This is a genomic window from Mycolicibacterium nivoides (assembly GCF_003855255.1).
Classification (GTDB): Bacteria; Actinomycetota; Actinomycetes; order Mycobacteriales; family Mycobacteriaceae; genus Mycobacterium; species Mycobacterium nivoides.
Genome location: NZ_CP034072.1, coordinates 537,282 through 561,402 on the forward strand (window position 1 = coordinate 537,282; position 24,121 = coordinate 561,402).

19 protein-coding genes are annotated in these 24,121 nt (G+C 67.3%); 13 read left to right on the forward strand and 6 right to left on the reverse strand.

Going from position 1 to position 24,121, the window contains the following annotated elements; genetic code table 11:
• Positions 1-67: 67 nt before the first annotated feature.
• Both ngg and EH231_RS02655 read right to left on the reverse strand, forming a co-directional pair.
• On the reverse strand, positions 68-1,855 hold the full coding sequence (gene ngg / locus EH231_RS02650; protein WP_090425180.1) for an N-acetylglutaminylglutamine synthetase: 1,788 nt from the start codon (positions 1,853-1,855) through the stop codon (positions 68-70).
• A complete protein-coding gene (locus tag EH231_RS02655) occupies positions 1,852-3,657 on the reverse strand; it encodes an N-acetylglutaminylglutamine amidotransferase (protein WP_124711815.1) in 1,806 nt (601 codons plus the stop codon). Before EH231_RS02655 ends, ngg begins: the two co-directional genes overlap by 4 nt.
• Before the next feature lie 97 nt (positions 3,658-3,754).
• Between EH231_RS02655 and EH231_RS02660 the strand changes: the two genes are divergently transcribed.
• The gene (locus EH231_RS02660; protein WP_124711816.1) at positions 3,755-7,081 is read left to right on the forward strand and encodes a DEAD/DEAH box helicase; all 3,327 of its coding nucleotides are present in this window, start codon (positions 3,755-3,757) and stop codon (positions 7,079-7,081) included.
• A 9-nt stretch (positions 7,082-7,090) separates the two neighbouring features.
• Here the strand turns inward: EH231_RS02660 and EH231_RS02665 are convergent, their stop codons facing one another.
• A complete protein-coding gene (locus tag EH231_RS02665; protein WP_124711817.1) occupies positions 7,091-8,683 on the reverse strand; it encodes an amino acid permease in 1,593 nt (530 codons plus the stop codon).
• 188 nt (positions 8,684-8,871) lie between these two features.
• Between EH231_RS02665 and EH231_RS02670 the strand changes: the two genes are divergently transcribed.
• Genes EH231_RS02670 through nicT form a run of 7 tightly spaced genes read left to right on the forward strand, consistent with a single transcriptional unit; the run spans position 8,872 to position 15,403 of the window.
• A complete protein-coding gene (locus EH231_RS02670; protein ID WP_090425184.1) occupies positions 8,872-10,239 on the forward strand; it encodes a glutamine synthetase family protein in 1,368 nt (455 codons plus the stop codon).
• A 25-nt stretch (positions 10,240-10,264) separates the two neighbouring features.
• Positions 10,265-10,984: a gamma-glutamyl-gamma-aminobutyrate hydrolase family protein gene (locus EH231_RS02675; RefSeq protein WP_090425185.1), complete on the forward strand. Its 720-nt coding sequence runs from the start codon at positions 10,265-10,267 to the stop codon at positions 10,982-10,984.
• The gene (locus tag EH231_RS02680; RefSeq protein WP_090425186.1) at positions 10,981-12,360 is read left to right on the forward strand and encodes an aldehyde dehydrogenase family protein; all 1,380 of its coding nucleotides are present in this window, start codon (positions 10,981-10,983) and stop codon (positions 12,358-12,360) included. Before EH231_RS02675 ends, EH231_RS02680 begins: the two co-directional genes overlap by 4 nt.
• Positions 12,360-13,133, forward strand: coding sequence for a 3-oxoacyl-ACP reductase (locus EH231_RS02685; protein WP_090425187.1), 774 nt, complete (start codon positions 12,360-12,362; stop codon positions 13,131-13,133). The genes EH231_RS02680 and EH231_RS02685 overlap by 1 nt, the downstream gene beginning before the upstream one ends.
• A 17-nt stretch (positions 13,134-13,150) precedes the next feature.
• Positions 13,151-13,906: a FadR/GntR family transcriptional regulator gene (locus tag EH231_RS02690; RefSeq protein ID WP_090425188.1), complete on the forward strand. Its 756-nt coding sequence runs from the start codon at positions 13,151-13,153 to the stop codon at positions 13,904-13,906.
• A 9-nt stretch (positions 13,907-13,915) separates the two neighbouring features.
• Complete coding sequence (locus EH231_RS02695; RefSeq protein WP_044517646.1) at positions 13,916-14,245, forward strand: ArsR/SmtB family transcription factor; 330 nt, start codon at positions 13,916-13,918, stop codon at positions 14,243-14,245.
• A gap of 57 nt (positions 14,246-14,302) precedes the next feature.
• The gene (gene nicT, locus EH231_RS02700; RefSeq protein WP_241177870.1) at positions 14,303-15,403 is read left to right on the forward strand and encodes a Nickel transporter NicT; all 1,101 of its coding nucleotides are present in this window, start codon (positions 14,303-14,305) and stop codon (positions 15,401-15,403) included.
• Here the strand turns inward: nicT and mtr are convergent.
• From mtr to EH231_RS02715, 3 genes are read right to left on the reverse strand one after another with little or no spacing between them, the layout of a single operon-like run.
• On the reverse strand, positions 15,400-16,785 hold the full coding sequence (gene mtr, locus EH231_RS02705; protein ID WP_124711818.1) for a mycothione reductase: 1,386 nt from the start codon (positions 16,783-16,785) through the stop codon (positions 15,400-15,402). The two genes, nicT and mtr, sit on opposite strands and share 4 nt — an antisense overlap.
• A 9-nt stretch (positions 16,786-16,794) precedes the next feature.
• Positions 16,795-17,835, reverse strand: a complete 1,041-nt coding sequence (locus tag EH231_RS02710; protein WP_124711819.1) for an alpha/beta hydrolase — start codon at positions 17,833-17,835, stop codon at positions 16,795-16,797.
• Between the two features lie 27 nt (positions 17,836-17,862).
• Positions 17,863-18,816, reverse strand: a complete 954-nt coding sequence (locus EH231_RS02715; RefSeq protein WP_090425192.1) for a TIGR03564 family F420-dependent LLM class oxidoreductase — start codon at positions 18,814-18,816, stop codon at positions 17,863-17,865.
• An 88-nt stretch (positions 18,817-18,904) separates the two neighbouring features.
• On the opposite strand from EH231_RS02715, the gene EH231_RS02720 reads away from it, so the two are divergent.
• The 5 genes from EH231_RS02720 to cobO all read left to right on the forward strand — a co-directional run bounded on the left by EH231_RS02720 (position 18,905) and on the right by cobO (position 24,108).
• Entirely contained in the window at positions 18,905-19,525 is a 621-nt protein-coding gene (locus tag EH231_RS02720) for a TetR/AcrR family transcriptional regulator (RefSeq protein ID WP_164480745.1), read from the forward strand.
• A gap of 127 nt (positions 19,526-19,652) precedes the next feature.
• A complete protein-coding gene (mqo, locus tag EH231_RS02725; protein ID WP_234940195.1) occupies positions 19,653-21,092 on the forward strand; it encodes a malate dehydrogenase (quinone) in 1,440 nt (479 codons plus the stop codon).
• A gap of 13 nt (positions 21,093-21,105) precedes the next feature.
• On the forward strand, positions 21,106-21,573 hold the full coding sequence (locus EH231_RS02730) for a GNAT family N-acetyltransferase (RefSeq protein WP_044517662.1): 468 nt from the start codon (positions 21,106-21,108) through the stop codon (positions 21,571-21,573).
• Between the two features lie 13 nt (positions 21,574-21,586).
• A complete protein-coding gene (locus EH231_RS02735) occupies positions 21,587-23,461 on the forward strand; it encodes a magnesium chelatase subunit D family protein (RefSeq protein WP_164480746.1) in 1,875 nt (624 codons plus the stop codon).
• A 32-nt stretch (positions 23,462-23,493) separates the two neighbouring features.
• The gene (gene cobO, locus EH231_RS02740; RefSeq protein WP_090425195.1) at positions 23,494-24,108 is read left to right on the forward strand and encodes a cob(I)yrinic acid a,c-diamide adenosyltransferase; all 615 of its coding nucleotides are present in this window, start codon (positions 23,494-23,496) and stop codon (positions 24,106-24,108) included.
• The last annotated feature ends 13 nt before the right edge of the window (positions 24,109-24,121 follow it).

A 24,121-nucleotide genomic window follows, 5' to 3' on the forward strand; every position in this document is an offset into this window, starting at 1 on the left:
CTTCGCGCGAGCGCTCAGTCAGCCGCCGCGGTGTTGTCGGGTCGGCGGGCTGCCTTCGCGCGAGCGCTCAGTCAGCCGCCTCCGAAGGCGTCCAGGCTTGCGGCAACCCCGGCTGCTGCGGGAACAGGAAATCCACGAACGCGGCCGCCGTGGGCTGCGGCTCGTGATTGGCCAGCCCGGGACGTTCATTGGCCTCGATGAAGACGTACTCCCGGCCCGTCACATCGGGTACCAGCAGGTCGATCCCTGTCACCGGGATTCCGATCGCCGCGGCCGCGGCCACGGCGACCCGGCACAGCTCGGGGTTCACCTCGGCGGTCACGTCGTGAATCGTCCCGCCCTGATGCAGATTTGCCGTCCGCCGTACCCGCAGGCGCTCCCCTTCGGGCAGCACGTCGTCGAATGACCAGCCGGCTTCGGCGACGGTTCCGACGGTGACGTCGTCGATCGGGATGCGTGACTCGCCACCGGTGGCGGCCGCGCGGCGGCGTGATTGCGTCTCGATCAACTCGCCCACGGTGTGCTTTCCGGTGCCGACGACCTCGGCGGGCCTGCGGATCGCCGAGGCCACCACCTTGCCGTCGATGACCACCAGGCGAAGATCGTCGCCGGCGGCCCGCTGCTCGATCAGCACCTCCGGGTACTGCTCGCGGGCCCGGTGCAGCGCCGCGTCCAGTTCCTCGCCACCGTCGACGCCGACGGTGATGCCCTTGCCCTGCTCGCCGCGGGTGGGCTTGACCACCACATCGCCGACCTCGGCCAGAAAATCGTGGTCCTCACGGTCGAACGTGGCCAGGCGGCCCTTGGGCACCGTGATACCGGCATCCGAGACGATCCGCCTGGTCTGGCGCTTGTCGTCGCAGCGGGCCATGGCCACCGCAGACGTGAACTCCGAGAGCGACTCTCGGGTGATGATGCTGCGCCCGCCGTGCGACAGCTTCATTTCGCCGGCGCCCGCGTCGAGCACCTCGACGCGGATCCCGCGCCGCATCGCCTCGTCGGCGATGATGCGCGCGTACGGGTTCAGATCGTCGACGGTCTCCGGAGGGTGGGTGAACAGCGGCTCGTTGATCGCGTTCTTGCGTTTGACGGCCAGCACCGGGACGCGCTGGAAACCCAACTTCTCGTACAGCGCGATCGCGGCGGAATTGTCATGGGCCACCGACAGATCCAGGTAGGCGCGGCCCCGCTCGCGGAAGATTCCGGCCAGGGTCCGGGTCAGGGCGTCCCCGACACCGGGTAGTCCGGCGGCCGGGTCCACGGCCAGGCTCCACAGGCTCGACCCGTCTTCGGGGTCGGCGAACAACCGCTTGTGGTCGACACCGGTGACCGTGCCCACGACGCTGCCGTCGTCATCGCGCACCGCGACCAGGTAGACCACCGCCGGGGTCAGGGTGTGGTTGTGCCAGATGACGTCGACGGGGGCGGGCACCATCCCGCACCGTACGTACACGCGGTTCATCGCGTCGGCGTCGCTCGGCGTCTGCAGCGTGCGCACGGTGAACCCGACGGGCTCGGCAGAGGTGAACTCGTCGGTGAACCGCAGCCGGTAGGTGTGGCTGGGGTCGATGAACAGCTCGGCGGGGGACCGGGCGATCAGTACGTGTGATTCGCGGGCGTAGATACAGATGTCCCGCCGGCCCGGTCCTTCCTGCTGCAGCACCTCGGCAAGCTGCTCGGGATCGGCGAAGGTCTGTCCGAAAATCAGCCGGCCCCAGCCCAATTCGAGCACAACATCATCGGCCATGGCATCGACGAGATGCTGCGGTGAGGCATCGTGCAGGCCGAGCGTGATCGCCTCGGTGTGGTCGGAGCCCAACGAGGCTTCCGACGCGTCATGATCGGTGGCGGTCACGCCGCAGCCCCCGTCACCCCGTGTCGCTGCAACCACAGCTCGAGCAGCGCGATCTGCCACAACTCATTGCCCCGCAGCGGGGTCAGCCTGCCGTTCGGGTCGGCCAGCAGCCGGTCGACGGCCTCGGGGCGAAACAGGCCGCGCTCCTTGGCTTCCGGCGCATACAGCGCGTCGCGGACCATATCCAGGTACGGCCCCTCGAGGTGGGTCAGCGCCGGGACCGGGAAATACCCCTTCGGGCGATCGATCACCGCTGCCGGGATCACCCGGCGCGCAGCCTGTTTGAGCACGCCTTTGCCCCCGTGTGCGGTCTTCAGGCCCGGCGGGCAGGTGGCGGCCAGCTCGACGAGTTCGTGATCGAGGAACGGCACCCGACCTTCCAGCCCCCACGCCATGGTCATGTTGTCGACCCGTTTGACCGGATCGTCGACCAGCATCACGGTGGTATCGAGGCGCAACGCCCGGTCCACACCGGTCTGCGCGCCCGCGGCGGCGAAGTGATCGGTCACGAACACGCCGCTGGGATCCCCGTCGGCCCGGTAGCCCTCGCTGATCAGCGCGCCCACCCCGGAGCTGTCCCGGTCGAAGAACGCTCCCCGATAGCTGGCCACGGAGCCGTCAAGGCCGGCCGCGCCTGGTTCGGCCATCGGCGGATACCAGTGATAACCGGCGAAAACCTCGTCGGCTCCCTGCCCGGACTGCACCACCTTGACGTGCCGGGACACTTCCTGGCTGAGCAGGTAGAAGGCCACACAGTCATGGCTGACCATCGGTTCGCTCATCGCGCCGATCGCTCCGTCGAGCGCGGGCAGCATGCGGTCGGTGTCGATGCGGATCTGGTGATGGTCGGTGTCGAAGTGTTCGGCGATGATGTCGGAGTACTTGAACTCGTCGCCGGCCACCCCGCCCACCGACTCGAAACCGATCGAGAAGGTGGACAGGCCGTGCTGGCCGGCTTCGGCGAGCAGTCCGACGATCAGGCTGGAATCGACCCCGCCGGACAGCAGGCAGCCGACCGGCACGTCGGCCACCAGCCGGCGCTCGACCGCGCGCCGCAGCGACTCCAGTACCGCGTCCTCCCAATCCTTTTCCGACCAGTCGGCCCGCTCGGCGTGCCGGGTGAAGTCCGGCGACCAGTAGACGGTGGTGTGCCGGCTGCCGTCGGGTTCGATCGCGACCACCGACGCGGGCGGCACTTTCTTGATGCCCTGCAGGATGGTCAGCGGCGGCGGCACCACCGAATGGAACGTGAGGTAGTGGTGCAGCGCGATCGGGTCGATCCGGGTGTCGACCCCGCCGGCGGCCAGCAGGGCGGGCAGCGACGACGCGAACCGGATCCGGTGGGCGTCCTCGGTGATGTAAAGCGGCTTGATGCCCAGCCGATCGCGGCCCAGCAGCACCCGGCCGGTGTCGCGCTCGACGATCGCGAACGCGAACATCCCCATCAGGTGCTCGACGAACCGGTCACCCCAGTGGTGATAGGCCTTGAGCAACACCTCGGTGTCGCTGTGCGAGAAGAAGCGGTAGCCATGCCCGGACAGCTCCCGGCGCAGCTCTTGGTAGTTGTAGATGCAGCCGTTCCAGCAAACAGTCAATCCGAGTTCGGGATCAACCATGGGCTGGGCGCCCGCTTCGGTCAGGTCAATGATTTTCAGGCGGCGGTGACCCAGCGCGACCCGGCCTTGCGACCACACACCGGCCGCATCCGGACCCCTGGGTGCCATCGCGTCTGCCATGGCCGACACCGCTGAAATATCCGGTGTCCGGCCATCGAGACGCACCTCCCCGGCGGCTCCACACATCAGTTCGACCCTACACAGGATCTGCTGTCGGCGCGCCACCCGCGGTGTGTCGGGGGTGTGACCGGGATATGTCGGAGAGTGGCCCTATTCTCCTCGCATGAGGCCTGGATTCGGCTTCGGCATAGCCCGTGACGAGCTGATTCGTGATTTCGGCGCGCAGTCGACCGTGCGGGGTGAGCGCTACGCGGCCGAGGGCCGGATCCGTGACATCGAGTTCGATGACGGTGAGCGCCTGCTGCGCGGGCGCTGTGTGGGTTCGCATGGTCAGCTGTACGTCCTCGAGGTCGGACTGTCGCCAGGTAGTCGGGCTGTCGTCGAGTGGGCATTGTGTTCATGCCCCGTGGGGTCGTTCTGCAAACATGCGGTCGCCCTGGTGCTGGCGGCTGCGCCGTCGGATCCGGCCCACTCGCCGGTGGACCGTTGGCGCTACGTGCTCGACAAGGTGCTCGACGAGGTCGCCGTTCCCGCTGGCGGCGGCAAACCGATCGCGCTGGAGTTCTCGGTGGTTGCCCCGACCCGCTACCGCCCGGGCACATTGCTGATGCTGCGCCCGCTGTCCCTGGGCAAACGGGGCACCTGGATCACCCGCGCGCTGACGTGGCGGCGCCTCGTGGACTATCCGGACCCCGGCGAGTTCGACCGCGATCAATACCGGGCGGTGCGGGCGCTGCTGTCGGAGGTCGTGCGGTACTCCCAACCGCACGGCGGCGAGGGGATGGTGCTCAACGGAATGCCTGCCACGCTGTGGCCCCGGCTCGACGAAGTGCTGGACGCGGGCGTGACCGTCTTGGCCGACACCGCGAGCGGCATCCGTGCGGTCGAGTTGGTCAAGAACGTCCACCTCCGGTTGGACTTCGCGGCCGAGGGCGGCGGCGGTGCCGTGATGTCGGTGGCTCTCATCGTCGACGGACAGGACAGCGACCCCGACGGCGTCGCGCTGATCGGGATGCCGGCTCCGCACGGGATGTTCCAGGTCGCCGATTCGGTGCTGCGACTGGGCGCCTTCGACCCGGTGCCGGGACGCACCATGGCCGAGATGCTGGGCCACCGCGAGCAGGTGCACATTCCGGCCGACATGGCTCGCGAACTCGCGGTCGACATCCTGCCGCGCCTGGCCAGCAGTGTGGACATGGAGGTCGCCGACGGCCTGTTCGTCCCGCCGACCATCACGGGCCCGATGCCCGCGCTGACGGTCAAGGTGACCGACGGCGGCGCGCGGGTGTTCTGGAGTACGCGCTATCAGGTCAACGATCAGCATCACGACTTCGACCCGATGTCTTCGACCGGGTTGATCGGGTACCGCGACGCTGACGCGGAACAGGTGCTCTGGCTACGGATGCAGCCCGCGTTGCAGGCGGTCGCAGCTGCCGCGCAGGACTGGAAACGTCAAGCGGCACAACATGTCAACCGCCGGATAACCGCGACGCTCGACACCGATGCTGTGCATGAGTTGCGGGCCATCGTCAATGCCCCGAGCGCCCTGGACGCGGTCGCGGTGGCATCACAGCGCACGCTGCTGGGCGGGGTGAATCTCACCCTGGTGGAGGCTGCGGTGCTGTGTGATCAGACCTTGCCGCAGCTGGACTGTTTCGCGGACCTGACGATCGACGCCGACGACCGGTACCGGGCCGCAGGTGCTGATCCGGTTCTGTCGTTCTCCGGTGACACCTCGGTGCCGGGGGATTGGTTCAACTTGAACGTCACGGTGAGTGTGGACGGCGAGACGGTGGCCCTGCCCGAGCTGATCCGCGAATTGAGCACCGGTGCAACGCATATGCTCCTGCCGTCGGGGATGTACTTCCGCCTGGACACGCCCGAGCTGGTCCGGTTGAGGGCCCTGCTGGACGAGGCGCGGGCGCTCGGTGAGATCGACGGGGACCGGGTCAACGCCGCGTCGATGAACATCACGCTGTGGGACGAACTACTCGCGCTGGGTGTCGTCGACGAGCAGCTCGCCCGTTGGCGGGCCAATCTGGCGCGTCTGGCCGCTGCCCGTCCTCCGGTCCCCGTCGACCCGCCGGCGGGGCTCGACGCCGAGTTGCGCGACTACCAGCGTGACGGACTGGACTGGCTTTCGTTCTTGTGGGACAACGGGATCGGCGGGGTACTCGCCGACGACATGGGCCTGGGAAAGACCGTGCAGACGCTGGCGCTCATCGCTCGTGCCGTGGCGGGCGGCGCGGGCAAGTTCCTGGTGGTGGCGCCGACCAGCGTGGCGCGCAACTGGGTGGCCGAATGCCGCAAGTTCACCCCGGGACTGAACGCGGTGGTGGTGACCTCGACCAATGCGCGGGCAGCCGTCGGCCTGGCCGCACAGGTGGCCGAGGCGGATATCGTCGTCACGTCCTACACGCTGCTGCGCATGGATGTCGAGGCGTATTCGCAAATCCAGTGGGCCGGCATGGTTCTCGACGAAGCACAGTTCGTGAAGAACCACCACAGCAAGACCCATCAGGCCGCACGGCTGCTGGATGTGCCGTTCAAGTTGGCGATCACGGGCACCCCGATGGAGAACAACCTGATGGAGCTGTGGTCACTGTTGTCGATCACGGTGCCCGGGCTGTTTCCGTCGCCGAAGGTGTTCGAGACGTATTTCCGAAAGCCGATCGAGTCGGGTGCAGCTGACGATCTGCTGCCGGTGTTGCGCAGGCGGATCAAGCCGGTGCTGCTGCGGCGCACGAAAAGTCAGGTGGTCAGCGAGTTGCCACCGAAGAGCGAACAGGTGCTCACCATCGGCCTGGGCGCAAAACATCGCAAGATCTATGACACGCGGCTGGCCCGGGAACGGCAGAAGGTCCTTGGGCTGCTGGGGGACTGGGAGAAGAACCGGTTCCAGATCTTCCGGTCGCTGACCCTGCTGCGACAGCTCAGCCTGCATCCGGGGTTGGTCGACGACTCCGCACGCCCGGTGGGATCGGCCAAGATCGACTTCCTCGTCGAACAACTCGACCAGCTCGTCGCCGAGGGGCACAGTGCGCTGGTGTTCAGCCAGTTCACCGGATTCCTCGGCATCGTGCGGGCGCACCTGGATTCCGCGGGAATCGCCTACAGCTACCTCGACGGTTCGGTCGACTCCGACGGAAGGGCCAGAGCCATCGAGGAATTCGGCACCGGGGCCAAACAGGTGTTCCTGATCAGCCTGAAGGCCGGCGGATTCGGGCTCAACCTCACCACCGCCGACTACTGCTTCCTGTGCGACCCCTGGTGGAGCCCGGCCGCCGAGGCTCAGGCGGTCGACCGGGCCCACCGCATCGGGCAGACCCGGCCGGTCAGCGTCTATCGCTTGGTCGCGGAGAACACCATTGAGGAGAAGGTGGTCGCATTGCAGGACCGCAAGCGGGCCCTGTTCGCCGCGGTGGTCGATGACGGGGATCTGTTCGGCTCGACCATCTCCGCCTCCGATATCCGCGAACTGCTCGGGTGACCCGAAGGATCAGCCTGGCAGTTCGGCGGCCGGGGCGGCGTCCACCTGCTTGATCGGACCGGTGAACCAGTGTTTCACCGACACGTGCCAGTAGATGAACAGCAGCACCAGCACGCCGCCGACCAGTAGCGGGGTGTAGTTCACGAACTTCCACTGGAAACTCGGATCCCACGGCATGCCGCCCAGCGAGGTCGGGAACATCGCGATGATCGAGGTGACGACGATCTCGACGATCGCCACCGGCGCCATCCACTTGTACTTGTTGCCGACGTTCCACCGGCCCTGCTCGAAGGAGTCGCCGGCCTTCCACCGGAAGTAGATCGGCACCGCGAAGCACAGGTACAGCCCGACCACGCCGATGGAGACGACGGCATAGAACGCGACCGGTGAGGGTACGTCGACGCCGTTGACCGGAATTTTCACCGGCACGATGGCGGGCAGCGTGATGATCGCCGCGATCACCGCGGTGACGATGACGGCGTTGGCGGGCACCCGGCTGGCGCTGACCTTCGACCACAGCTGGTGCCCGGGGACCGCGCGGTCCCGGCTGAACGCGAACAGCATGCGTGAGGCGCTGGTTTGGCAGGCGGTGGTGCAGAACAGCTGACCCGCGGTGGCGATCAGGAGCACGACGCCCGCCCACTTCGATCCGAGTGCCTGGGTGAAGATGGTCGCGACCGCTCCACCGTTGGCCGACACCTCGTCAGAGTTCTGGACGGCGAACAGGAATGACAGCAACAGGATCCAGCCGCCGATCGCCGAGTAGAAGATCGACTGCCAGATGCCCTTCGCGGCGGCATTGGCTGCGCTCTTGGTCTCTTCGGACAGATGTGCCGACGCGTCATATCCGGTGATCGTGTACTGCGTCAGGATGGCCGAGATCGGCAGCACGAACAGCAGGAAGCCCCAACCGGAGGTGGAGCCCGAGAAGATCCCGGAGTTGTTGATGGTCTTGGCGAAAACGTCGGAGACGCTGGCGTGTTGGTCCGGGAGCAGCCACAGGATGGCGATCACCGCGGTGGCGCCCGCGACGTGCCACCACACCGAGACGTTGTTGATGACGGCCAGCAGGTGTGACGAGAAGATGTTGATCACGGCCGAGACCGCCAGAATGATCAGGAACATGATGAACACCCGGGTCAGGCTGTAGCCGGCGAGCCAAGATTCACTGAACGTCCCCAGGGTCAGGTCCAGGAATGTCGCGCTGCCGTAGGACACCGACGCCAGGATCGCGATCAAGCCGATCAGGTTGAGCCAGCCGGTGTAGAACCCGGCCTTGGGCCCGCCGAGTTTCGAAGCCCACCAATAGATTCCGCCTGAGGTGGGATATGCGGAGACGAGTTCGGCCAGACAGAATCCGATGATCAGGATGAAGACCGAGACGATCGGCCAGCCCCAGGCGATGGCGGCCGGACCGCCGTTGTTCCAGCCCAGCCCGAACGAGGTGAAGCAGCCGGCCAGGATCGAGATGATCGAGAACGAGATCGCGAAGTTGGAGAACCCCGACCAGGACCGCTGCAGTTCCTGGACGTAGCCGAGTTTGGCGAGATGTTGTTCGTCGTCGGTGAGGTGTTCGGTGAGTTCTTCGTGCCCCTCGGGCATGGCGGCTCCTCGTGTGCAGGACGTGGGCGGTCTGCACACGGACAATAGAGCCTTATTGGTCTGCTGTCCTACCTTTTAGACGTGACAATCATGCTAATTCGGGGCACGATCATGACGTCATCGGCGAGTCAATGGTCGGCTGGACCTCAGGTTGGCTACCGAGTCCCACACGGGCAGGAGGGTGCGCAATGAGCCAGAACCCCGGCATGCTGGCACGAGCCGACCTGGAGCAAATGGTGGCGGCGGGCGAGATCGACACCGTCATCGTCGCCTTCTGCGATATGCAGGGCCGGCTGACCGGCAAGCGGGTTTCGGGCCGATTGTTCGTCGAAGAAGTCGCCGCCCACGGTGCGGAGTGTTGTAACTACCTGCTCGCGGTCGACGTTGACATGAACACTGTCGGTGGCTACTCGATGTCGAGTTGGGACACCGGCTACGGCGACATGGTGATGACCGCCGACTTCAGCACCTTGCGGTTGATCCCGTGGCTGCCGGGCACCGCGCTGGTGATGGCGGATCTGTCGTGGCTGGACGGTCGCCCCGTCGAGCAGGCTCCGCGTAGCATCCTCAACCGCCAGATCGACCGGCTGACCGAGCGAAAGCTGGTGCCGTACGTCGGTACGGAGCTCGAATTCATGGTGTTCGACAACACATTCCGCGAGGCCTGGGCCGCGGGATACCGCAACCTGACACCGGCCACCGACTACAACGTCGACTACGCCATGATGGCATCCACCCGGATGGAGCCGTTGCTGCGCGACATCCGTCTCGGCATGGAGGGCGCCGGGCTGTACTGCGAGGGCGTCAAGGGGGAGTGCAACCTGGGTCAGCAGGAGATCGCGTTCCGCTATGACCATGCCCGCAGCACCTGTGACAACCACACCATCTACAAGAACGGTGCCAAGGAGATCGCCGACCAGCACGGCAAGAGCCTGACGTTCATGGCGAAATTCGATGAACGCGAGGGCAACAGCTGCCACATCCATATCTCGCTACTTGGCGAGGACGGGTCACCGGTCTTCGCCGACGAGTCCGGCCCGCACGGGATGTCGCCGATGTTCCGCAGCTTCATCGCCGGCCAACTGGCCACACTGCGCGAGCTGACCTTGTTCTACGCGCCGAACATCAACTCCTACAAGCGATTTGCCGACGGCAGCTTCGCCCCCACGGCCATCGCCTGGGGCATGGACAACCGCACCTGCGCGCTTCGTGTGGTCGGTCACGGGTCGGGAATGCGGGTGGAATGCCGGGCGCCCGGCGGTGACGTCAACCAGTACCTGGCCGTGTCGGCGCTGATCGCCGGTGGCCTGTACGGCATCGATCACGGGCTGGAACTGCCCGACGCGCTGCCGGGCAACGCCTATGCCAGTGGGGCGCAACGGTTGCCGACTACCCTGGCCGAGGCGGCTGAGCTGTTCGCGAAGTCCGAGGTGGCGCGCACCGCGTTCGGGGACAACGTCGTCGAGCACTACCTGAACAATGCGCGGATCGAGTTGGCCGCCTTCAATTCCGCGGTGACCGACTGGGAAAGGGTGCGTGGTTTTGAGCGGCTCTGAGTTGGGGACGCGTCCGATTGTCGGCATGACGACCTATCTGCAGCAGGCGCAGACGGGGGTCTGGGATGTCCGGGCCAGCTTCCTGCCCCAGGTCTACTTCGAGGGCGTCACCCGTGCCGGCGGCATCGCGCTTCTGTTGCCGCCGCAGCCGGTGGACCGTGAGATCGCCGACCGGGTGCTCGACCGTGTCGACGGACTGGTCATCACCGGCGGTCCGGACGTGGATCCGGAGCGCTACGGACAGCAGTCGCACCCGGCCACCAACGAGCCGGCCACCGAGCGCGATGCCTGGGAGTTCGCCCTACTGGAAGCCGCACTGCGGCGCGGTATCCCGGTGCTCGGTGTCTGCCGGGGCGCGCAGGTGCTCAACACGGCGCTGGGCGGCACCCTGCACCAGCACCTGCCCGACGTGATCGGGCACACCCATCATCAGAAGGGCAACGCGGTCTTCGGCACCTCGGCCGTGCGCACGCTGCCCGACACCCGACTGGCCGATCTGATCGGCGAGACGTCCGACGCGCAGTGCTATCACCACCAGGCCATCGACCGGCTCGGTGAGGGCCTGGTCGTCAGTGCCCGCGACAGCGACGGCGTGATCGAGGCCGTCGAACGTGACCCAGCGCTGCCCGGCGACGCATTCGTGCTGGGCGTGCAATGGCACCCCGAAGAAAGCCTCGATGACCTACGCCTGTTCACCGCTGTGGTGAACGCGGCCAGAACCTATGCGACAGAGAGGGTCTCATGACATCCAGCCAGGTCGTCAACCCGGCTACCGAGGAGGTGCTGACCACCGTAGACCTCCTGGACGTGGACGCCGTCGATGACGCGGTGGCGCGTGCCGCCGTGGCGCAACGGGCATGGGCCCGGCTGGCGCCGGCCGAGCGGGCCGGCGCGCTCCGCGCATTCGCAGCCGTCGTCGACGCCCACATCGATGACCTGGCCGCCCTTGAGGTGGCCAACTCCGGGCATCCGATCGGGCAGGCCGAATGGGAGGCCGGGCACGTCCGGGACGTCCTGCAGTTCTACTCGGCCACTCCGGAACGATTGAGCGGCAAGCAGATCCCGGTCGCCGGCGGCCTGGATGTCACGTTCAACGAGCCTCTCGGTGTCGTCGGGATCATCACGCCGTGGAACTTCCCGATGACCATCGCCGCATGGGGCTTCGCCCCGGCGCTGGCGGCCGGCAACGCGGTGGTGCTCAAGCCCGCCGAGTGGACCCCGCTGACCACCATCCGGCTCGGCGAGCTCGCCGTCGAATCGGGTCTGCCGGCAGGGCTCTTTCAGGTGTTGCCGGGCAGGGGTTCGGTGGTGGGAGAGCGGTTCGTCACCCACCCCGGCGTGCGCAAGGTGGTGTTCACCGGATCCACCGAGGTGGGGATGCGGGTGATGGCGGGGGCGGCGGCTCAGGTCAAGCGGGTGACCCTGGAGTTGGGTGGCAAGAGCGCGAACATCGTGTTCGACGACTGCGATCTGGAGAAGGCCGCGGCCACCGCACCGTACGGGGTGTTCGACAACGCCGGGCAGGACTGCTGTGCGCGTAGCCGGATCCTGGTGCAGCGCAGTGTCTACGACCGTTTCATGGAGCTGCTGGAACCGGCGGTCAAGGGCGTCGCGGTGGGGGACCCCACGGTCCGCGGAACCGAGATGGGGCCGCTGGTATCGCGTCCGCACTGGGAGTCGGTGTCGTCCTACGTTCCCGACGACGCCCCGGTGGCATTCCGGGGTTCCGCCCCGGACGGTCCCGGGTTCTGGTTCCCGCCAACGGTGTTGACGCCGCAGCGCACCGACCGCACCGTGACCGACGAGATTTTCGGCCCGGTGGTGACGGTGCTGCCGTTCGAGGAAGAGGCCGACGCGATCGCGCTGGCCAACGACACCCCCTATGGCCTGTCGGGCTCGATCTGGACCGATAATCTCTCGCGTGCCCTTCGGGTGTCGCGGGCGGTGGAATCGGGCAATCTCAGTGTCAATTCACACTCGTCGGTGCGTTACAACACGCCGTTCGGCGGGTTCAAGCAGTCCGGACTGGGTCGTGAGTTGGGACCTGACGCGCCACTGTCTTTCACCGAAACCAAGAACGTCTTCTTCGCCATAGAAGATCGAGCAGAGGAGTCCTATTAATGGATCTGACCCAACGCCTGGCCGGCAAGGTTGCCGTCATCACCGGTGCTGCCAGCGGCATCGGTCTGGCCACCGGACGGCGGCTGCGCGCCGAGGGTGCCACGATCGTGGTGGGCGATATCGACCCAGCCACGGGTGAGGCCGCCGCCGAGGAACTCGACGGGTTGTTCGTCGCGGTCGACGTGTCCGATCAGGTGGCCGTCGACAATCTCTTCGACACCGCGGCAGCGACGTTCGGATCGGTCGATATCGCGTTCAACAACGCCGGGATCTCGCCGCCCGAGGATGACCTGATCGAGACCACCGAGCTGCCGGCTTGGGAGCGGGTGCAGGACGTCAACCTGAAATCGGTATACCTGTCCTGCAAGGCCGCGCTGCGCCACATGGTGCCCGCGGGCAAGGGCTCGATCATCAACACCGCGTCGTTCGTGGCGGTGATGGGTTCGGCCACCTCCCAGATCTCCTACACCGCGTCCAAGGGCGGAGTGCTGGCGATGTCCCGCGAGCTCGGGGTGCAGTACGCGCGGCAAGGAATCCGCGTCAACGCCCTGTGCCCCGGCCCGGTGAACACCCCGCTGTTGCAGGAGTTGTTCGCCAAGGATCCCGAGCGTGCCGCGCGGCGGCTGGTGCACATCCCGGTGGGCCGTTTCGCCGAGCCGGAGGAGCTGGCCGCTGCGGTGGCGTTCCTGGCCAGTGACGACGCCTCCTTCATCACGGGTTCGACTTTCCTCGTCGACGGCGGTATCAGCTCGGCCTACGTCACGCCGCTGTGACACCCTGGTAGCTCACCATGACAGCCGAACCGGACCCGCAGCCCGCCGCAACAGGGCCTGATTCGCAGCCCGCTGCGGCGCCCGGAGCGCTGCTGCGGCCGGTCCGGCTGGGCAACGCCTTCGAGGACACGGTCGGCCGGCTGTTGGAGACGATCCGGCTGGGGGTGCTGGGCCCAGGGGAGTCGCTGCCGCCCGAGCGTGAGCTGGCCGCCCGCCTGGGGGTCAGCCGTGACACGGTCCGGGAGGCGATCAAATCGCTGGCCGACGCCGGCTACCTGGTGTCCAAACGGGGGCGGTACGGCGGTACGTTCCTGGCCGCTGAGTTACCTGCGCTACCCACTTCCAGTCACCGGCCGACGCGCGAGGAGATCGATGACGCATTGCGGCTGCGCGAGATCCTGGAGGTCGGCGCCGCGCGGATGGCGGCCGGACGCACCCTGAGCGCGGCCGAGCGCGACGGGCTCTGGTCGCGGCTGGCCGACGTCCGTGCTGCCGAACCCGACGATTACCGCCGGCTGGATTCGCGGTTGCATCTGGCCATCGCGGAGGCGGCGGGATCCCCGTCACTGGTACCCCTGGTCGCCGAGAACCGGATGCGGCTCAATGCCCTGCTGGATCAGATCCCGTTGCTGCCGCGCAACATCGCGCACTCCGACGAACAGCACGAGGAGATCGTCATGGCGATCCTGGCCGGTGACAGCGAGCGGGCGGCGGCGGCCATGCTGGCCCACGTCGGGGGATCGTCGGCCTTGCTGCACGGCTTTCTGGATTAGATTCGTACCGTGGACCAGCACGGTAAAGAGGTCCAGGTCGAGCGCGCGTCGTCGGCCCTGGCCGATGTCGACACCTCAGGGTGGGCGCAGCGCTTCGATCTGCTGTCCGACCCGCACCGGCTGGAGATCCTGCTCGGCCTGCACCGGGCGCCGGGAATCTGTGTCAGCGATCTGGCCACGGCCCTGGGCCGTTCGGAGAATGCGGTGTCCCAGGCGTTGCGGGTACTTCGGGACCAGGGCTGGGTCACCTCCACCCGGATCGGCCGCACCGTGAGTTACCGCCTCGACGATGAGACGGTGCACGACCTGCTGCACTGGATCGGGGCGCGACACGGCTGAAACCGTGTTCATCTGTTCATCTGGACAGATATCTGGCGCCGTCTTAGGCTCGATAAAATGACCACTGGCGCGGTTCCCGAGGTGACTATGACGAAGCCGCAGCCATTTGATCGCGCTGATTGGACGTCGATCGCGGTGGTCGCCGCGGTGGTGTTGGTGTTGCATGTATTCGGTTGGGGCGTATTGATTTTCGGAGTCGCGCCGCAGCACATCACGCTGGGGTCGGCCGGGGTGTTCGGAGTCGGACTCGGGGTCACCGCCTACCTGTTGGGTGTGCGGCACGCCTTCGATGCGGACCACATCGCCGTCATCGACAACACCACCCGAAAACTCGTCGGTGAGGGCACCCGATCGCTGTCGGCGGGATTCTGGTTCTCGCTGGGGCATTCCAGCGTGGTGTTCGGGCTGGCCCTGCTGCTGGCGTTCGGAGTCCATGCGCTGGCCGGGCCGGTGCAGAGCGAGGATTCGCCGATGCTGCAGACCCTCGGACTGATCGGGTCGGTGGTGGCCGGGACCTTCCTCATCCTGATCGGCCTGACGAATCTGTTCGCCGTCGTCGGTATCGCCAAGATCTTCCGTGCCATGCGCGGAGGACAGTTCGACGAGGCCGAGCTCGAACGTCAACTTCAACAGCGGGGCTTCCTGGCCCGTCTGCTCGGCCGGTTCATGCGACGGGTGAGCAAGCCGTGGCACCTGTACCCGGTCGGCTTTCTGATGGGCCTTGGCTTCGATACCGCGACCCAGGTGGCACTGCTGGTGCTGGCGGCGGGTGCGGCGGCGTTCACATTGCCCTGGTACGCCATCCTCGTGCTGCCGGTGCTCTTCGCGGCAGGGATGAGCCTGTTCGACAGCCTGGACGGAATCTTCATGTCGCGGGCCTACGGCTGGGCGTTCCTGCAGCCGGTCCGCAAGGTCTACTACAACCTGACGGTCACCGTGCTGTCGGTCATCGTGGCGCTGGTGATCGGCGTCATCGTTCTGGCCGGTCTGCTGGTCGAGCGCCTTGGCATCACGACAGGCCCGCTGGCATTCATCGGTTCGGCCGACCTGGAGTTCGTCGGATTCGCGATCGTCGGGCTCTTTGTGCTGAGCTGGGTTGTGGCCCTGGGGATCTGGCGGTTCGGCCGGATCGAGGAGCGCTGGGCTGCACGGGCCTAGTCGGTCAGGCCCAGCAGCGCATTCTCGATCACCTCGGGCAGTGCCGGGTGAATCCAGTACTGGCCCCGGGCAACCTCATCGGCGGTCTGCCCGAAGCTCATCGCCTGGATCAACGGCTGGATGATCGAGGATGCCTGGTAGCCCATGATGTGGGCGCCCAGGATCTTGCCGGTGGCGCGATCGCCGATCAGCTTGGCGATGCCGGTGGTGTCCTCCATCGCCCAGCCGTACGCGGTGTCGCCGTAGGCCTGAATCTTGGTGACGAAGTCGTAGCCCTGGTCGCGGGCCTGCTCCTCGGTCAACCCGACCGTGGCGATCTGCGGGTCGGTGAACACCGCAGACGGGACGAACCGGTGATCGCTGCGCACCATCGCGTCGGTGTCATCCCAGTCGCGCAGCAGATTCTCCTTGACCACCCGGGACTCGTGGTTGGCCACGTGCTTGAGCTGGTACTCCGAGGAGACGTCGCCGAGTGCGAATACGCCACGCGCCGTGGTGCGTTGGTATTCGTCGACGATGACCAGACCGTCCTCGTCGACCTCCACCCCGGCCAGCTCGGCGTCGAGCAGATCCCCGTTGGGGATCCGTCCGGTGGCCACCAGCAGCATGTCGGCGGGCAGCGTCTTGCCGTCGTCGAGGTCCAGAACGACCCGGTCACCCTCGTGGTGGGAGCCCACCACGTTCTCGTGGGTCCGCAGGTCCCACTTCTCGGCGGCCAGCGCGCTGAACTGCTGGCAGATCGTCTCGTCGCAATGGCTCAGAAGGCAGTCACCACGCACCACGATGGTGACCCGCACGCCCAACGCCGAGAACACATGGGCGAACTCGGCGGAGACGAACCCGCCGCCGACGATCACCAGGTGTTCGGGCAGTTCGGGGATACGCATGATGTCGTCACTGGTGTAGTAGGTGACGCCGCAGTCCAGGATGGCCGGCGGGACGTAGGCGCGGGATCCGGCCGCGATCACCACCTGATCGCTGCTGAATTCGTCACCGGCCTCGGTGCGCAGCGTGTAGCGGCCATCGGCGGTCTTGGGCCCGAACCGGGTGTGGCTGGCGTACACCGTGATGTGGGGGTCGTTGCGGCGGTAGTCCTCGCCGCCGGCGGCGATCGGATCGATACGGCCGAATACCCGCGCGACGATGTCGGGCCAGCGCACCTTGTCGATGTGGGAATCGATGCCGTAATTGGCGCTGGCATGGATCGTGTCGGCCACATCCGCGGCGTAGACGAACATCTTGGTCGGGATGCAACCGACGTTCAGACAGGTGCCGCCGAACGTGCCCTGCTCGCAGATCGCGACTTTCTTGCCGGCGTAGCGCTCGTCGAGAATGCTGTTGCCCGAGCCGGTGCCGATGATCGTCAGGTCGTAGTGCTCCATGTGCGCTCCCTATCCGGAAGGTGTTGTGCTCGGCCGGGTTTGCAGGCTCAGGTAGTAGTCCAGCCAGCGGTCGAGCTCGCGGTAGGCCGCTGCCCGGGCGTCGGCCACGGACAGAAAAACGTCGTGTTTGGCGTCGGTGATCGGAGCCACCGTGGTGTGGTTGCCCACGCAGCCGGACCACCGCGCGATCTGACTGACGTCGAGCACGGCATCGCCGCGCTGCATCGCCGCCGGATCAGCGGATTCGGTGACACTGCGGTCTGATCGGAGGATCAGATTAGGCACGCCGACGTCCAGGCCGCGGTGTAGGCGGGCCTGCCCGCGGCGGATGGCGTTGATCCACCCGAGCGTGACGGGGAAGCCTCCCAACGGTTTCCACTCCAGGTTGTAATCGAACTCGCCGCCGTAATCGCGGTGCAGCGTGGTGCCGTATCCGCCCTCCGTGGGTTTACGGATCACCGACAGCTTGCGCAGCCGGGCCAGGGCGATGAGGGCGGCCGACGTGGGGGCGGTGCGCAGGATCGCCGGTCCGTGCAGATCGAAGAACGGGCTGTTGAGCACCAGTCCGCCGACGTGATGGGCGGCCAATCGACCGCTTCGGCGCAACCGGTCGGCGAACAAGGTCAGGATCAGCCCGCCCGCGGAATGCCCGTACAGGCACACCGTGGCGTTGCCGGTGTCGGCGGCGATCGCCGCCAGGGCCCGCTCGAGTTCGGTGTCGTAGCGCGCGAGATCGGTGGTGAAGTGCGGGGTCTGGCCGCCGTGGCGGGAGCGTCCGCACTTGGGCAGGTCCAGCGCGTAGAACGAGAACCCGCGATCGGCGAATCGATCGGCGAGTTCGGTGTGGAAGAAGTAGTCGGTGTAGCCGTGCAAGGCCAGCACGGCGTGGCCCGATCCACCCTGCCCGTCCGGTGTCGTACCGCCCGGACCCCGGCGTACCAGCGTGGCGACCAGGTCGCCTTCGCCGTCGGGATCGGGTCCTGCATCGATGGTCTGCTGCCAGAACCCCGGCAATACATCCGGCTCCCAGGCGGGCTCCCGTGACGTCACGGTTCCACCCTAACCGCGTGCCGAAAGTCAGAGCCGCAACGAAGCCAGGAATTCGGTGGTCTTCGCCACGGTCGCGGCGCCGTCGGATGACGGAACCTCCTTGGGTGAAGCGACGAATTCGGTGACCCCGATGTCGGCGAACCGCCGCAGCTGTTTTTCCACGGCGGCCTCGTCACCCACGACGCAGACTTCACCGATGCCTGCCGCGCCTTCCTTGTCCAGCACTGCGCGATACGCCGGTGCCTGCCCGGCGATCTCGAATGCGGCCGCGAGCGCATCGCGAGCGGGGCGGGGGTTGTCGGTGAGCACCACGGGCAGGCCGGCGATCACCTGGGGTGTGGGCCGGCCTGCGCGGGCCGCGGCCCGGCTCAGCCGCGGAATGATGTGCTCCTCCAAGGCTTTCGGTCCGGCCCAGCTGGTGATCGTGCCATCGGTGAGTTCACCCGCCAGGTCGAGCATCTGTGGCCCGAGCGCTGCGGTGATGACCGGCGGTGCCGGCGCGCCCGGAATGGTCACCTGCCCGGTGGTGGTGATCCGGGGACCGTGGTGCTCGACGGGCTCGCCGGCCAGCGCCGGGATGAGTACCTCCAGATACTCGCGCAGGAATGCCGCGGGCCGCTCGTAGGAGTGACCCAACGCCTCGACCATGAACGGGTGGCTGACGCCGATGCCGAGGGTCAGTCGGCCGCCTGCGGCGGCGTTCGTGGTCAGTGCCTGACGGGCCAGTGCCAGGGGATGCTGCGTGTAGGCGACGACGACTCCGGTGCCCAGCCCGATGCGGCTGGTGCGGCCTGCGGCGACAGCGAGGGCGGTGAGCACGTCCCACGACGCCATCCCGGCCATCGGCGGCAGCTGCGGCATCCATGCCCGGTGAAAGCCGGATCGATCGGCGGCGATCACGGGTTCGATGGCCGCGTCGAGGCCCTGGGGGGCGTCCAGCGTGGGGGCTGGATCAGGGATGGACATCACAGAAAGACGCATGCGCTGCTCCCGGAGATAGGATGCGGAGGCTCTCTCCGGTAAATATATGGAGACGGTCTCCGTTTGTCGAGGCGAGTTGGGAGAACCAGTGACCGTGACGGGCCCGAACCCCAGTCCGCGCCCCTTGCGTGCTGATGCCGCCCGCAACCGGCAGGCGCTGCTGACTGCTGCCGCCGACGCATTCGCCCGGCACGGTGTCTCGGCGTCGCTCGACGACGTGGCCCGCGCGGCAGGGGTGGGCCCGGGCACGCTGTACCGGCATTTTCCGACCCGCGATCAGTTGGTGCGCGCGGTCATCGACGACGGATTGTGGGCCCTGCGCGACCACGGGGAGTCACTTCTGGAAGCCGCCGATCCCGTTGCCGCCCTGACGGAGTGGCTCGATGCCTACATCAGGCAGGGCAACGTCTACGACGGGCTGGCCCGCACCCTCGTCGATGTCGCACCCGACGGTGAAGAGGTGCAGGGTTGCCGGGCCGCGCGTCAGGCCGGGGCGCAATTGATCGCCCGAGCAGTGGCATGCGGAGCGATCCGGTCCGATGTCGACGTCGACGACATCCTGGACCTGGCCGCCGGGATCGCCTGGGTCGGCCAGCAACCCGATCGGGGCGAGGACCAGCGCATCCGGCTGGTCCGGCTGCTCGTCGACGGGCTGCGGGTGACGGATAGCACTACCATGCCTGGCCAACTGGGATTCGTCGCGCGATAACCTTGGAATAACAGAAAGCCGTCGACGTCGACGGGCCGCGCAATACAAAGGACGAGCGATCAGGGTGTCTGAGGCAATCGTGGGTACGACCGTGAAGACAGACGTCGTGCTGGTTGGGGCCGGCATCATGAGCGCAACCCTCGGCGCGCTGATCCGGCTGCTGGAGCCGGACTGGTCCATCACCATGATCGAGCGGCTCGACGGTGCCGCCGCGGAGAGCAGCGATCCGTGGAACAACGCGGGCACCGGGCACTCGGCGCTCTGTGAGCTGAACTACACCCCCGAGCTGTCCGATGGTTCGATCGACACCACCAAGGCCATCAACGTCAACGAGCAATTCCAGGTGTCGCGGCAGTTCTGGGCCTACGCCGCCGAGAACGGCGTACTGCCCGACGTCCGCGGCTTCCTCAACCCGATCCCGCACGTGAGTTTCGTGCACGGCGCCGGCAACGTCGACTACCTCAAGCGCCGTTACGAGGCGCTGGTCGGCAATCCGCTGTTCGCCTCGATGGAATTCATCGACGACAAGGACGAATTCGCCCGCCGGCTGCCGTTCATGGCCGCCAAGCGGGATTTCTCCGATCCGGTCGGGCTGAACTGGTCGCAGCACGGCACCGATGTCGACTTCGGCGCGCTCTCGCGCCAGCTGATCGGCTTCACCGCGCAGCGCGGGATGGACACCCTGTTCGGCCACGAGGTGCGCAACCTGCGCAAGGAGTCGGACGGTAGCTGGACGCTCAAGGTGACCAACCGGCGCACCGGCCTCAAGCGCAAGTTCAACGCCAAGTTCGTGTTCGTCGGCGCCGGCGGCGGTGCGCTGCCGTTGTTGCAGAAGTCGGGCATCCCGGAGGCCAAGGGCTTCGGCGGTTTCCCGGTCGGCGGCGCGTTCCTGCGGACCAACAACCAGGCGCTGACCGCAGGCCACCAGGCCAAGGTGTACGGGCTGCCGCCGCTGGGTGCACCGCCGATGTCGGTGCCGCACCTGGACACCCGCGTGATCAACGGCAAGTCGTGGCTGCTGTTCGGCCCGTTCGCCGGCTGGACGCCGAAGTTCCTGAAGCAGGGCAAGTTCACCGACCTGCCGCTGTCGGTCAAGCCCAACAACATCATGTCGATGCTGGGTGTCGGACTCACCGAGATGGGCCTGGTCAACTACCTGGTCGGCCAGCTGTTGCTCAGTGAGGCCGCACGCGTCGATACGTTGCGGGAATTCGCGCCCAGCGCAGTCGATTCCGATTGGGAGCTGGACATCGCGGGCCAGCGTGTGCAGGTGATCAGGCGCAAGGGCGCGGGTGGTGTGCTGGAATTCGGCACCACCGTGCTCACGGCGGCCGACGGCAGCATCGCCGGTCTGCTGGGCGCCTCGCCCGGCGCGTCCACCGCGGTGCCGGCCATGCTCGACGTGCTGGAGCGCTGCTTCACCGATCGCTACCAGAGCTGGCTGCCCAAGCTCAAGGAGATGGTCCCGTCACTCGGTACCAAGTTGTCCAACGAACCCGGCCTGTTCGAAGAGGTCTGGGCGTGGGGGACCAAGGCGCTCCAACTGGACGTCCCTGTGACCGCGTGACAGGGTCGGGCGGATGACGGTCGCACTACGCCGCAGCTGGGCCAAAGATCTCGACGTGCCAACGCTTTACGAGCTGCTCAAGCTTCGTGTCGAGGTGTTCGTGGTGGAGCAGGCCACGCCCTACCCGGAGCTCGACGGCCGCGACCTGCTCGCCGAGACGCGCCACTTCTGGCTGGAAAGCCCTGACGGAGAAGTCATTTCGACACTGCGTCTGATGGAGGAGCATCCCGGCGGCGAGAAGGCCTTCCGGATCGGCCGGGTGTGCACCAAACGCACCGATCGGGGCCGCGGGCACACCGCCAGGCTCATGCAGGCGGCGCTGGCCGAGGTCGGCGACTACCCGTGTCACATCAACGCCCAGACCTACCTGGTCGACATGTACGGCCGGCACGGATTCGTCCGTGACGGAGACGAATTCCTTGACGACGGAATCCCGCACGTACCGATGGTGCGTGCCGGACGTGAGAGCGAGCCCAGCTGATGACGGCGGTCCGATGACGGTGGAGACCCACACCTACCCCTTCAGCGCACTTGTGGGGCAGGACCGGCTGCGGCTGGCCCTGCTGCTGTGCGCGGTGCACCCGGAGATCGGCGGCGTGCTGATCCGCGGCGAGAAGGGGACGGCGAAATCCACGGCGGTACGCGGCCTGGCCGCGGTGCTGTCCGCCGTCGACGACGACGCCCGGCTGGTCGAACTGCCGATCGGCGCGACCGAGGACCGGGTGGTCGGTTCACTGGACCTGCAGAAGGTGCTCCGGGACGGCGAGCACGCCTTCTCGCCGGGCCTGCTGGCCCGCGCCCACGGCGGCGTGCTCTACGTCGACGAGGTCAACCTGTTGCACGACCATCTGGTCGACGTTCTGCTCGATGCCGCCGCCATGGGGCGGGTACATGTTGAGCGCGAAGGGATTTCGCACTCACACGAGTCCCGCTTCGTCCTGATCGGCACCATGAACCCCGAGGAAGGCGAGTTGCGTCCGCAGCTGCTGGACCGTTTCGGGCTGACCGTGGACGTGGCCGCCTCGCGCGACGTCGACGTACGCGTCGAGGTGATCCGGGCCAGGATGGCGTTCGAGGCCGACCCGCGGGCTTTCGTCGATCGCCACGCCGCCGCCGACGCCGAGTTGGCCGAGCGTATTACCGCGGCCCGGGCCGCGATCGGCTCGGTGGTACTGCCTGACTCCGAACTGCGCCGTATCGCCGCGCTGTGCGCGGCATTCGACGTCGACGGGATGCGCGCCGACCTGGTGGTCGCGCGCACCGCCGTCGCCCATGCGGCCTGGCGCGGTGCCACCACGGTCGCCGAGGAGGACATCCGGGTGGCTGCCGAACTGGCACTGCCACACCGGCGCCGTCGCGATCCTTTCGACGATCCGGGGCTGGATCCCGAGCGTCTTGAAGAGGCCATGCAGCAGGCGGGGGAGTCCGCCGAGCAGTCGGGGCAGGATGGCGGGCCGCCAGACCCGGAGATCGATCCCGACTTCGACCCGCCTGGGGGCGGAGCCGATGCCGGTTCCGAAAGTGGCGCGCCGCAGGGCAATTCGAAACAGTCTTCTACACGTCAGAGCGCCCCGCCATCGGCGGTGTTCCGGACCAGGGCACTGGTGGTGCCCGGGGTCGGTGAGGGTGCGCCCGGTCGCCGTTCGCGGGCCCGCAACCGCACGGGCACGCCGATCGCGGCCACCGCGGAACCCGGCAGCGGGTACGGGCTGCACATCTTCGCCACCCTGCTCGCCACCGCGGGCCGCCAACAGGGTGCGGGCCGGCCGCGCCCCCGTGCCGAAGACGTCCGGCGCGCGGTACGCGAGGGCCGCGAGGGCAATCTGGTGATCTTCGTCGTCGACGCCTCCGGGTCCATGGCCGCCCGTGACCGCATGTCAGCCGTCACCGGTGCGACGCTGTCGCTGCTGCGTGATGCCTACCAGCGTCGGGACAAGGTCGCGGTGATCACGTTCCGCCAGCAGGACGCCCGCGTGTTGCTCCCGCCCACCACCTCGGTGCACATCGCCGGCCGCCGGCTGGCCCGCTTCGACACCGGGGGCAAAACCCCGCTGGCGCAGGGCCTGCTGGCCGCCCGCGATCTCGTCATCCGCGAGAAGGCCCGCGACCGCGCCCGGCGCAGCCTGGTGGTGGTGCTCACCGATGGCCGCGCCACCGGAGGCCCCGATCCGTTGGGCCGCACCAGGCAGGCCGCGGCCGCGTTGGTGGCCGAGGGGGCTGCCGCCGTGGTCGTCGACTGCGAAACATCGTTCGTGCGACTGGGATTGGCCGGGCAGCTGGCCGAGCAGCTGGGGTCGCCGGCGGTACGGCTCGAGCAGTTGCGCGCGGCCGAACTGACCCGGCTCGTCCAACACCAGACCGCCGCCTAGCGGCCACAGACTCTGCGCAGGAAGGACCGCCCATGCCACAGGGACAGCCGCTGACCGTTCCCGACGACGGCTTGACCACCAAGGCCCGCCGCAACGCGCCGCTGCTCGCGGTCCACACCGGACCGGGAAAGGGCAAGTCGACCGCGGCCTTCGGGATGGCGTTGCGGGCGTGGAACCAGGGTTTCTCGGTCGCGGTGTTCCAGTTCGTCAAGAGCGCGAAGTGGAAGGTCGGGGAGGAGGCCGTGTTCGGTCAGCTCGGCCGCCTGCACGACGAACACGGTGCCGGCGGGCCGGTCGAATGGCACAAGATGGGCTCGGGCTGGTCCTGGACCCGCAAGCACGGCAGCGACGTCGACCACGCTGCGGCCGCCGCTGACGGCTGGGCCGAGATCAAACGCCGGCTGGCCGAAGAACGCCACGACTTCTACGTGCTCGACGAGTTCACCTATCCGCTCAAGTGGGGCTGGGTCTCGGTGGACGAGGTGGTCGAGGTGCTGGCCGGCCGTCCGGGCACTCAACACGTGGTGATCACGGGACGCGACGCTCCGCAGGCCCTGATCGACGCCGCGGATCTGGTGACCGAGATGACCAAGATCAAGCATCCGATGGATGCCGGCCGTAAGGGCCAGAAGGGCATCGAATGGTAGGCGTGCTCATCTG

Bases quoted from the DNA above. Each gene is read 5' to 3' on its own strand.
- EH231_RS02660 (WP_124711816.1), top strand. From the start codon at position 3,755: ATGAGGCCTGGATTCGGCTTCGGCATAGCCCGTGACGAGCTGATTCGT.
- EH231_RS02675 (WP_090425185.1), top strand. From the start codon at position 10,265: ATGACGACCTATCTGCAGCAGGCGCAGACGGGGGTCTGGGATGTCCGG.
- EH231_RS02730 (WP_044517662.1), top strand. From the start codon at position 21,106: ATGACGGTCGCACTACGCCGCAGCTGGGCCAAAGATCTCGACGTGCCA.
- mqo (WP_234940195.1), top strand. From the start codon at position 19,653: ATGAGCGCAACCCTCGGCGCGCTGATCCGGCTGCTGGAGCCGGACTGG.
- EH231_RS02685 (WP_090425187.1), top strand. From the start codon at position 12,360: ATGGATCTGACCCAACGCCTGGCCGGCAAGGTTGCCGTCATCACCGGT.
- EH231_RS02680 (WP_090425186.1), top strand. From the start codon at position 10,981: ATGACATCCAGCCAGGTCGTCAACCCGGCTACCGAGGAGGTGCTGACC.
- EH231_RS02670 (WP_090425184.1), top strand. From the start codon at position 8,872: ATGAGCCAGAACCCCGGCATGCTGGCACGAGCCGACCTGGAGCAAATG.
- EH231_RS02690 (WP_090425188.1), top strand. From the start codon at position 13,151: ATGACAGCCGAACCGGACCCGCAGCCCGCCGCAACAGGGCCTGATTCG.
- cobO (WP_090425195.1), top strand. From the start codon at position 23,494: ATGCCACAGGGACAGCCGCTGACCGTTCCCGACGACGGCTTGACCACC.
- EH231_RS02735 (WP_164480746.1), top strand. From the start codon at position 21,587: ATGACGGTGGAGACCCACACCTACCCCTTCAGCGCACTTGTGGGGCAG.
- EH231_RS02665 (WP_124711817.1), bottom strand. From the start codon at position 8,683: ATGCCCGAGGGGCACGAAGAACTCACCGAACACCTCACCGACGACGAA.
- EH231_RS02715 (WP_090425192.1), bottom strand. From the start codon at position 18,816: ATGCGTCTTTCTGTGATGTCCATCCCTGATCCAGCCCCCACGCTGGAC.
- mtr (WP_124711818.1), bottom strand. From the start codon at position 16,785: ATGGAGCACTACGACCTGACGATCATCGGCACCGGCTCGGGCAACAGC.
- EH231_RS02655 (WP_124711815.1), bottom strand. From the start codon at position 3,657: ATGTGTGGAGCCGCCGGGGAGGTGCGTCTCGATGGCCGGACACCGGAT.
- nicT (WP_241177870.1), top strand. From the start codon at position 14,303: ATGACCACTGGCGCGGTTCCCGAGGTGACTATGACGAAGCCGCAGCCA.